Annotated in this window: 9 protein-coding genes; 3 read left to right on the top strand and 6 right to left on the bottom strand. The window is 74.3% G+C overall.

Going from position 1 to position 9,184, the window contains the following annotated elements; genetic code table 11:
- Window positions 1-14 precede the first annotated feature (14 nt).
- From AACH10_RS00830 to AACH10_RS00810, 5 genes are all read right to left on the bottom strand, one after another.
- A complete protein-coding gene (locus AACH10_RS00830; RefSeq protein ID WP_423228552.1) occupies window positions 15-1,421 on the bottom strand; it encodes an MFS transporter in 1,407 nt (468 codons plus the stop codon).
- Entirely contained in the window at window positions 1,375-3,222 is a 1,848-nt protein-coding gene (locus AACH10_RS00825) for an ABC transporter ATP-binding protein (RefSeq protein ID WP_341408451.1), read from the bottom strand. The genes AACH10_RS00830 and AACH10_RS00825 overlap by 47 nt, the downstream gene beginning before the upstream one ends.
- Entirely contained in the window at window positions 3,206-5,056 is a 1,851-nt protein-coding gene (locus AACH10_RS00820; protein WP_341408449.1) for an ABC transporter ATP-binding protein, read from the bottom strand. Before AACH10_RS00820 ends, AACH10_RS00825 begins: the two co-directional genes overlap by 17 nt.
- A 116-nt stretch (window positions 5,057-5,172) precedes the next feature.
- A complete protein-coding gene (locus AACH10_RS00815) occupies window positions 5,173-5,742 on the bottom strand; it encodes a hypothetical protein (RefSeq protein WP_341408448.1) in 570 nt (189 codons plus the stop codon).
- A gap of 16 nt (window positions 5,743-5,758) precedes the next feature.
- Complete coding sequence (locus AACH10_RS00810) at window positions 5,759-6,517, bottom strand: SDR family NAD(P)-dependent oxidoreductase (RefSeq protein ID WP_341408447.1); 759 nt, start codon at window positions 6,515-6,517, stop codon at window positions 5,759-5,761.
- Between the two features lie 64 nt (window positions 6,518-6,581).
- On the opposite strand from AACH10_RS00810, the gene AACH10_RS00805 reads away from it, so the two are divergent.
- The 3 genes from AACH10_RS00805 to AACH10_RS00795 all read left to right on the top strand — a co-directional run bounded on the left by AACH10_RS00805 (window position 6,582) and on the right by AACH10_RS00795 (window position 8,540).
- The gene (locus tag AACH10_RS00805; RefSeq protein ID WP_341408446.1) at window positions 6,582-7,298 is read left to right on the top strand and encodes a hypothetical protein; all 717 of its coding nucleotides are present in this window, start codon (window positions 6,582-6,584) and stop codon (window positions 7,296-7,298) included.
- A 124-nt stretch (window positions 7,299-7,422) separates the two neighbouring features.
- Complete coding sequence (locus AACH10_RS00800) at window positions 7,423-8,001, top strand: DJ-1/PfpI family protein (protein ID WP_341408445.1); 579 nt, start codon at window positions 7,423-7,425, stop codon at window positions 7,999-8,001.
- Window positions 8,002-8,147: 146 nt separating this feature from the next.
- Window positions 8,148-8,540, top strand: coding sequence for a ribbon-helix-helix domain-containing protein (locus tag AACH10_RS00795; protein WP_341408444.1), 393 nt, complete (start codon window positions 8,148-8,150; stop codon window positions 8,538-8,540).
- Between the two features lie 39 nt (window positions 8,541-8,579).
- Here the strand turns inward: AACH10_RS00795 and AACH10_RS00790 are convergent, their stop codons facing one another.
- On the bottom strand, window positions 8,580-9,170 hold the full coding sequence (locus tag AACH10_RS00790) for a flavin reductase family protein (RefSeq protein ID WP_341408443.1): 591 nt from the start codon (window positions 9,168-9,170) through the stop codon (window positions 8,580-8,582).
- Window positions 9,171-9,184: the final 14 nt, after the last annotated feature.

The following is a 9,184-nucleotide window of genomic DNA, read 5'->3' as shown; positions in this document are numbered from 1 at the left end:
CACTACTCCTGGGGTTACTGCTGGGATGTCGGGGGGTGCCGGGAATCGGGTGTCACCAGGCGGTCACGGCGTGAGAGCGCCGGAAACAGCCGGATCCAGGTCAGCACCACCAGCAGCGTGCCGATGCCGCCCGACACCACCGATCCTACCGGCCCCAGCAGCGCCGCCGTCGCGCCCGACTCGAATTCTCCCAGCTGGTTGCTGGCGCCGATGAACAGGCCGTTGACCGCCGACACCCGGCCGCGCATGGCGTCGGGCGTTTCCAGCTGCACCAGGGTCTGGCGGATGACCACGCTGACCATGTCGGCGGCGCCCGAGACGGCCAGCGCCGCCAGCGACAGCCAGAACCAGCGCGACAGGCCGAAGGCCACCATCGTCAGCCCGAACACCGCCACCGAACCCAGCAGCCAGGCGCCGGTGTGGCGCTCGATCGGCCGGCGCGCCAGCCACAGCGACATCGCCAGTGCCCCGGCGGCCGGTGCCGCGCGCAGCAGGCCCAGGCCCTGCGGCCCGGTGGCCAGGATGTCGCGCGCGAAGATCGGCAGCAGCGCCGTGGCCCCGCCCAGCAGCACGGCGAACAGATCCAGCGACACGGCGCCCAGCACCACCTTCTGCCGCCACACGAAGCCCAGGCCGGCCGACAGCGTGGCCAGCGAGGCAGGCTCCTTGTGCTGCTGGGCCGGCCGCGGCCGCAGGCCCCACACGGCCCAAAGCGAAATGGCGAAGCCCAGCGCCGACATCGCGTACACCGCCGCGGCACCGGCTGCGGCCGTGCCGGCTGAGGTGTGGCTGGCGTCCAGCCAGCTGCCTGCAGCATACAGCGCACCGCCCAGCGCCGGTCCGGCGATGATGGCGCCCTGCAGCGCCACCGATGACAGCGCCAGCGCCCGCGGCAGCACGGCCAGTTCCACCAGCAGCGGCAGCAGTGCCTGGCTGGCCGGCATCTGGAAGGCGCGGGCGGCGCCCAGCACCATCGACAGCGCCAGCACCCCGCCGCGCCCCAGCGCCCCCTGCGCGGTGGCCACCGACAGCAGCGTGGCCACCAGCACCTGCGCCAGCAGCACACCGGCCAGCACGCGCTGGCGCGGATGGCGGTCGACCACATGGCCGGCCGGCAGCGCCAGCAGCAGCGCGGGCACGAACTGCGCCAGGCCCACCAGGCCCAGGTCCCAGGCGCTGGCGGTCAGGTCGTACATCTGCCAGCCCAGCGCCACCATCAGCATCTGGCCGGCGGCGGTGCTGGACAGACGCGACAGCCAGAAGCGGCGAAAGCCCGGATGGCGCAGCAGGGTCACCTCGGCGCGGGCCTCTTCGGCGAGTTCGGCCAGGGCGGTGTGTCCGGGCGCTGCGGCCGGTGCGGCAGTGTCGACGGCGTCAGCGGGCAGGTGAGGGCGTGGGCTGGGGGGCTGCGGGGGATTCATCGTCATCGTCAGTGTCCACCACCAGCTGCTGCAGCTGCACCAGGCGCTGGTAAAGCCCGCCGTCCAGGGCCATCAGCGCCTCGTGCGGGCCCCGTTCGGCGATGCGGCCATGGTTGAGCACCACGATCTCGTCGGCTTCGCGGATGGTGGACAGGCGGTGGGCGATGGCCACGATGGTGATGCGCCCGCGCAGGGCGCCCAGCGTGCGCTGCACCAGGCGCTCGGTCTCGCTGTCGATGTGGGCCGTGGCCTCGTCGAGGAACAGCACGCGCGGCGCGCCGGCCAGCGCGCGGGCGATGGCGATCAGCTGCTTCTCGCCCACGGCCAGGCGCGCGCCGCCTTCGCCCAGCGGCGTGTCGTAGCCTTGCGGCAGGCGCAGGATGAAATCGTGCGCCTGGGCGTCGCGCGCCGCGGCCTCGATCTGCGCGTCGCTGAGCGGACGGCCCATGGCGATGTTCTCGCGCGCGCTGGCGGCCAGCAGGAAGGGGTCTTGCGGCACCAGGGCCACGGCGGCGCGGAAGTCGTCGTCGCCGATGCGGCCCAGCGGCTGGCCGTCGATCAGTAGGCTGCCGGGCGTGGCCTCGTAAAAGCGCAGCAGCAGCGACAGCAGCGTGCTCTTGCCGCTGCCCGTGGCGCCCACGATGCCGGTGAAGCGCCCGGCCGGGATCTCCAGGTCCAGCCCGTGCAGCACCGGCCGGCCCGGCTGGTAGCCGAACGTCAGCTGGCGCACTGACAAGGCGCCGGCCGTCACCTGGCCTGCGGCCTGGGCCGGCGGCGCCTCGGCCTCGTCGAGCAGGGTGTTGACGCGCGCGGCGGCCACCACCGCCTGCTGCAGCTGCGAGAACTGCATGGTGATCTGGATCAGCGGCTCGACCACCCGCGCGATGTAGCTGACGAAGGCGTAGAGCACGCCAACCTCCACCGCGCTGAGCTGGCCGCCGGCCGCGCCGTCGGCGCGCAGGCCGAACAGCGCGATCACCGCGCCCAGCATGGCCACGTTCAGCAGGTCCAGCGCCGGGCGCAGCAGCCAGGCGTTGGCGCGCAGCTCCAGCCGGCGCGAGCGGTAATGCCCGGCGTTGGTGCCGGCATAGCGCTCGGCAAAGCGCGGCGCGGCGCCGGCGGCCTGCAGCGTGGCCATGCCGGCAATCGCCTCGGCCACCTGGGCGTTGAGGTCGCTGCGCAGCGCGCGGCTGGCCGCCACGGCCGGGGCCGACAGGCGCTGGTAGATCCACACGATGCCCACCACCGCCGGCACCAGCAGGGCCACCACCAGCATCAGCCGCCAGTCCAGCAGCGCCATCGTCACCAGCATGCCGCCCAGCGTGACCACGCTGTCCAGCATCACGAACAGCACCTGCACATAGAGCGTCTTCACCGCCTCGGTGTCGTTGGTGACGCGGCTGACCAGCTGGCCGGTGATGGCGCGGTCGAAGAAGGCCATCGGCAGGCGCAGCACATGGCCGTAGACCCGCTCGCGGATGCGCTGCACCGAGCGCATGGCCACGCCGGCCAGGCGCAGCAGCTGGCCGTAGCGCAGCCAGCTGGCGATCCAGCCGGCCACCAGCGCACCGCCCAGCAGGCCGGCGATGGCCAGCGCATCGGCATCGCGCGGCAGCAGGTGGCGGTCGATGAAGGCCTTGCCCAGCACCGGGCCCAGCGCCTCCAGGCCGGCCGCCAGCACCAGCCACAGCAGCGCGCCGCGCAGCAGCGGCAGCTCGGGCGCGGCCGCGCGCAGCAGCAGGGCCAGCGCGGCGCGGCGCTCGCGCTGCGCCGGCGGGCGGTGTTCAGGCAGCGGGGCCATGCGCGCCTCCGGTCGTCGAGGTGGGGCCGTCGTCGGCTTCCAGCGAGGCCTGCAGCTGCTGCACCCGCCATTGCGTGGCGTACCAGCCGCCCAGTGCCACCAGCTCGGCGTGTGTGCCGCGCTCGGTGATGCGGCCGTGGCGCAGCACCAGGATCTCGTCGGCATCCAGCAGCGTGCGCAGGCGGTGGCTCACGATCACCGTGCTGCGCGGTGTGCCCGCGTGGCCGGAACCGTTGGCCTGCTGGCGTGCGCCGCGCAGCGCGGCCAGGATGCGTGCCTCGGTCTCGGTGTCCACCGCCGACAGCGCATCGTCCAGCAGCAGCAGCGGCGCCTCGGCCAGCAGCGCGCGGGCGATGGCCACGCGCTGGCGCTGCCCGCCCGAGAGCGTGACGCCGCGTTCGCCCACCGGCGTGTCGTAGCCCTGGGGCAGCCGGGCGATGTCCTCGTGCACCGCGGCCAGGCGGGCCACGGCCTCGATCTCGGCCTTCGTCGCGTCCGGCCGCGCCAGCGCGATGTTCTCGCCCACCGTGGCCGAGAACAGGAAGGGCTCCTGCGCCACCCAGGCCTGGGCCGCGCGCAGCGCGGCCAGCGTGTGCTCGGCCAGCGGCACGCCGCCCCAGGTAATGCGGCCCTGCTGCGGCGTCCACTGGCGCATCAGCAGCTTCAGCAGCGTGCTCTTGCCCGATCCGGTGGGGCCCACGATGCCCAGCGTGCCGCCCGGCGGCAGCGCAAAGCCCACGCCCTGCAGCGCGGCGTGGCCGGCCTGGCCGCCCTGTCCGCCCTGTCCGCCCGCCTCGGCGGGGTAGTGGAAGGCGAGCTGCTCGGCCCGCAGCGGGCCGGGCGTCACCGCGGCCAACGTGCCGTGGTCGTCGATGGCCGGCGGCTCGGCCAGCACCGGCTGCAGCCGGGCCCAGGCGGCGCGGCCGCGCTCCATCAGCGCCAGCACCCAGCCGGCGGCGAACATCGGCCAGATCAGCTGGCCCAGGTACAGGCCGAAGCTGGTGAGCTGGCCCACGGTGATCTGGCCATGCCACACCAGCCAGCCGCCGTAGCCCAGCGCCAGCACGGTGGCGGCGGTCAGCGTCAGGCCCACGGCGGGCTCGTAGGCGGCCTCCCAGCGCTGGGCGGACAGGCTGGTGTCGGCGGCGCGGCCGGCCAGCGTGGCGAAGTGGGCGCTGCTGCGCGCCTCCAGCCCCAGCGCACGCAGCGTGCGCACGCCGGTCAGCGTTTCCTGCACCTGGTCGTTCAAGGTGCCGAAGGCGGCGAGCGCATCGCGCGAGGCCTCGTGCACATGGCGCGAGATCCACCAGAAGCTCCAGGCCATGGCCGGGAAGGGCAGCAGCACCACGGCGGCCAGGCGCCAGTCGACGCCCAGCGTCATCGTGGCCACCACCAGCACCAGGGTCAGCGTGCCGTCGAAGCCGGCCAGCAGCGCCTCGCCGACGGCCATCTCCACGGCATCCACATCGTTGGTGGCCAGGGCCATCAGGTCGCCGGTGCGGTGGCGCTGGAAGAAGCGCGCGCCCTGCAGCGCCAGCTGGCGGTAGAGCTGGTTGCGCAGATCCATGCCCATGCGGTAGGCCGCGGCATAGAGGATCTGCCGCCAGGCCACGCGCAGGAAGTAGATGGCGATGCCGGCGGCCAGCAGCCAGCCGATCTCGCGCCACAAGGCCGCGCCACTCAGGCGTTGGGTGACCAGGCCGTCGACCATCTGGCCGATCTGGCGCGGCAGCCACACGGTGAGCACGGCGATCGTGGCCAGCATGGCCGCCGATGCGGCATAGGCGCGCCAGTGGCGGCGCACGAAGCCACCGATCAGGTGGGAGAGGGTCATCCGGCGGGTGGGAGGGGGACGGCAGGCGCCAGCGCACGCACCTTGTGGGCGCCGGCCGGCCGGGGCGGGAAGCGCCGGATTCTAGGGGCCGGCCGTGTCGCCGCGCTGCCCAGGGGTCACAGCGACTGGGGCGCGATGACGATCACGCGGCCGGCCTGCTCGCCCACGGTGCGCACCAGGTGGGCGGTGCCGCCCGGGCCGTCGCCGCCGGCGCCATCCCACAGCGCGATGAGGCTCAACGCGGCGCCGTGCTGCGCCAGCGCGGTGGCCAGCAGCCAGCGGTTGCAGCGCTCGTAGGCATCGTCACCGGCGGCCAGGTCGCCCAGCACGGCCGGTGCGGCCAGCACGGGGTGGTCGGCGCCCAGCCGCGCCCGCGCCGCGGCATAGCGCGCCAGCCAGGCCTCGCCATGCGGCAGCACCGATTCGGCCAGGAAGCGCGGCTCGTCGAAGGGCTGCAGCAGCTGCACCGGCACGCCACGGGCCTGCGCGGCCTCGACGAACAGCAGATCGCCGCCGGCGGCGCCCTGGGTCAGCGCCAGGTCGGACGGACCGGCGTCCAGGCTGGCCAGCGCGTCGGCGATGCGCGCCGCGGCGGCCGGCACGGCCGAGGGTGGAAAGCGCGGCGGCGTGCGCCCCGGCCGGTCGACGATGTGCCCGGTGAACAGGATGACGCTTCTGACCGTCATGTCGGTTGCCGCAGCCTCACACCTCGCGGATGTCGGCGATCGGGTCGGCGCCGTAGTCGGGCCGGCCCAGGTAGCGCAGCAGGCGCTCGGCGCAGTCGGCCGCGCTGCTCAGCTGGCCGTTGGCATGCAGCTGGGCAAAGCGCGCCTGCTCGGGGAACTGCGCGGCATCGGCGCCGCGCAGCTCGGCCTGCATGTCGGTGTCGATCACGCCGGGGGCAATGGACACGATGCGCGCCGCGTTGGCGCGGCCGGCCTGCTCCAGCGCCACGGCGCGGCTGAAATGGTCCATGCCGGCCTTGGCCGCGCAGTAGGCGGCGCTGCCGGCCATGGCGCGCCGGCCCAGGCCCGACGAGATGTTCATGATGCGGCGCGGCCCGGTCCAGCGTGCGGTGCCGGCCAGGAAGGCGGCGCTCAGCAGCAGGGCCGATTCCAGCCCCGCGCGGATGGCCAGCGACAGCGTGGCCAGCGGCACCTCGTCCAGCGCGCCGGGCTGGCCGACCACGCCGGCGTTGTTGATCAGCGTGGCGCTGGCCACCTCGGCCGGGTCGAACTCGGCCAGCCAGCGCTCCAGCCGCGTGGCCGCTGCCGGGGCATCGGCCAGGTCCAGCGTCCACTGCGTCAGCGGCACGCCGTTGGCCTGGGCATGGGCCTGCAGCGCGGCGTTGCTGCCGCGCGCAATGCCCAGCACGCGGTGGCCGGGCTGCAGCAGCTGGGTGGCCAGCGCCGCGCCCAGGCCGCGCGACGAACCGGTGACGATGTAGAGGTGGCTTGTCATGGCGCAGCAGCATACGCCGCGCCTGGTGACCCTGGTCCGGCAGCGGGCGGGGACAATCCCGGCCATGAAGTCCTGGATCAAGCACCCGTTCGTGATCGCCGCCGGCCTGGGCCTGGCGGTGCTGCTGGTGGCCGCCGCGCTGCCGCTGCTGCACCTGGGCCAGCCGGGCGGCGGGGCCACGGCCGACGCGCGGCGGCCCGACGCCGCCGACGCCAACCTGCCGTGGCAGGTGCGCGCACTGGGCGACGGCCGCTCACAGGTCTTCGGCCTGACGCTGGGCAGTGACACGCTGGCCCAGGCCGAGGCGCGCTTCGGCGACAACCTGCAGCTGGCGCTGGTGGCGCGGCTGGGCGAAGTGGGCGCGCTGGAGGCCCTGGTCGACCCGATGAGCGCCGGCTTCGTCAGCGGCCGGCTGGTGCTGGCCTTCGACGTGCCCGAGGCCACGCTGCGCCGCTGGCGCGCCAACGTGGGCGGCTCCGAGGCCATGGAGGGCGGGGTGCGCCGCTTCACGCTGCGCGCGGCCGACCGCGACGAGGCCCGGCGCGCGCCGCTGGCGGGCCTGAGCTTCATCCCGGCGCTGCGCCTGGGCGAGGCCGACCTGCGCGAGCGCTTCGGCCCGCCGGACCAGGTGCAGGCCGAGGCCGACGGCGTGCAGCGCCTGCTCTACCCCGAGCGCGGCCTGGCCGCCAGCGTGCGCGCCGGCCAGCGCGGCGTGCTGCAGTACGTGGCGCCGCGCGACTTCGCGGCGCGGCTGGGGGCACCGGCTCAGGGCAAGCCCTAGGGTCGATCCCCCGCCGGGTCACAACCGGCTGCTACCCGCCGGGCAGAGCGTCTCGGAAGAATCGATGCCACGTGGACGGCTGCGGCCGCCGCGTCCACCGATCCACCCCGCGAGGAGACCCACCATGCCCTGCAAGATCCTGATGCTGTGCGGCGACTACGCCGAAGACTACGAGACCATGGTGCCCTTCCAGGCGCTGCAGGCCGTGGGCCACACCGTGCACGCGGTGGCCCCCGACAAGAAGGCCGGCGACTGGATCCACACGGCGGTGCACGACTTCGACGGCGCCCAGACCTACAGCGAGAAGCCCGGCCACCGCTTCGTGCTGAACGCCGCCTTCGCCGACGTGCGCCCCGAGTCCTACGACGCGCTGCTGATCCCCGGCGGCCGTGCACCCGAGTACCTGCGCCTGAACAGCCGCGTGGTCGAGATCACGCGCCACTTCCTGGCCGCCGACAAGCCGGTGGCCGCGGTGTGCCACGGCGCGCAGCTGCTGGCCGCCACCGGGCTGATCAAGGGCCGGCGCGTGTCGGCCTACCCGGCCTGCCAGGTGGAGGTGGAACTGGCCGGCGCCGAGTACTGCGGCATCGCGGTCGATCAGGCGGTGACGGATGGCAAGCTGGTGACCGCGCCGGCCTGGCCGGCGCACCCGGCCTGGATCGCGCAGTTCCTCAAGGTGCTGGGCACGCGGATTGACGCTTGAAGTGGCGCACCCGGCCCCGCGAAATACGCGGGTCCACCCGCCGGGCGGGTGGCGGGCCGACTTGGGAGCGGCCCGGCGTTCGGCCCGCCCGCTCCGCTAGAGTGACTCCGCTTTCTCTCAGTTCTCCCCCTTTGCCAGGAGCCGCCATGTGTGAGGTCTTCATCAGCGCCGATCCGCACAGCTACGACAGCCGCACGCGCTCGGTGCGGCTGCATGGCGTGGTCACCAGCATCCGGCTGGAGAACCTGTTCTGGCAGGTGCTGGACGAGATCGCGGCGCGCGACGGCCTGGGCGTGGTGCAGCTGATCGAGAAGCTGTACGACGAACTGGTGGCCGCGCGCGGCGCGGTGGGCAACTTCGCGTCCTTCCTGCGCGTGTCGGCGTTGCGCTACGAGGCGCTGATGGCCCAGGGCCGCATCCCCGCCGACGAGGCCGTGGCCATCCGCTCGCTGGATGCGGCCCAGGTGCTGCATGCGTTGCCGGCGGGCTGGGCGCAGCCGGAGCCGGCGCGGCACCCGGAGGCTCCCGCCCGCCACTGACCTGGCACTGACCCGGCCGGCGCCCACGCGCCGCGCCGGTCAGCCGGCCTGCCGTCCCTTCACGCTGGCGCCGGGCAGCACGAACTGCCCGCCGCCCAGGTGGTGCAGGCTGCGCAGTTCCGGCGGCGCGTCGTCGAAATGCCAGCGCCCGCCGTGGAACACGCGGCTGTCGGCCTGCGCCGCCACCACCTCGGCCAGGTAGAGGTCGTGCGCGGCGGTCACGTCGGGCCAGGCGATCACGCGGCATTCCAGCCAGGCCAGGCAGCCGTCCACCAGCGGCGCGGCGATGCGCTGCGCGGCGAAGCTGGCGATGCCCTGGGCCGCGAACTTGTCGCTGGGCGGATCGGCCTCGGCCAGCGCCTGGCCGCTGGTGTTGCCCACGGTCACGGTCAGGTCGGCCTGGGCCGCGCTCGGCACCATCAGCGCGAACTCGCCACTGGCCTCGATCAGCCGGCGGGTGAAGGTGGCCTTGTCGATCACCACCGCCACCTTGGGCGGCTCGAAATCCAGCGGCATGGCCCAGGCGGCGGCCATCACGTTTCGCCGGCCGCCGTGCGCGGCGCTCACCAGCACCGTGGGGCCGTGGTTCAACAGGCGGCTGGCCTGGGCGAGCGGGACGTCTTGGCGCATGGCGGGGTGGGTGG

The organism is Pseudaquabacterium inlustre (assembly GCF_038066595.1).
In the GTDB taxonomy this organism is placed as follows: Bacteria; Pseudomonadota; Gammaproteobacteria; order Burkholderiales; family Burkholderiaceae_C; genus Pseudaquabacterium; species Pseudaquabacterium inlustre.
This window is presented reverse-complemented; position numbering and strand designations above follow the sequence as displayed.

Coding starts and splice junctions, on each gene's coding strand:
- AACH10_RS00825 (WP_341408451.1), bottom strand. CDS start 3,222: ATGGCCCCGCTGCCTGAACACCGCCCGCCGGCGCAGCGCGAGCGCCGC.
- AACH10_RS00815 (WP_341408448.1), bottom strand. CDS start 5,742: ATGACGGTCAGAAGCGTCATCCTGTTCACCGGGCACATCGTCGACCGG.
- AACH10_RS00830 (WP_423228552.1), bottom strand. CDS start 1,421: ATGAATCCCCCGCAGCCCCCCAGCCCACGCCCTCACCTGCCCGCTGAC.
- AACH10_RS00820 (WP_341408449.1), bottom strand. CDS start 5,056: ATGACCCTCTCCCACCTGATCGGTGGCTTCGTGCGCCGCCACTGGCGC.
- AACH10_RS00795 (WP_341408444.1), top strand. CDS start 8,148: ATGTGTGAGGTCTTCATCAGCGCCGATCCGCACAGCTACGACAGCCGC.
- AACH10_RS00800 (WP_341408445.1), top strand. CDS start 7,423: ATGCCCTGCAAGATCCTGATGCTGTGCGGCGACTACGCCGAAGACTAC.
- AACH10_RS00790 (WP_341408443.1), bottom strand. CDS start 9,170: ATGCGCCAAGACGTCCCGCTCGCCCAGGCCAGCCGCCTGTTGAACCAC.
- AACH10_RS00805 (WP_341408446.1), top strand. CDS start 6,582: ATGAAGTCCTGGATCAAGCACCCGTTCGTGATCGCCGCCGGCCTGGGC.
- AACH10_RS00810 (WP_341408447.1), bottom strand. CDS start 6,517: ATGACAAGCCACCTCTACATCGTCACCGGTTCGTCGCGCGGCCTGGGC.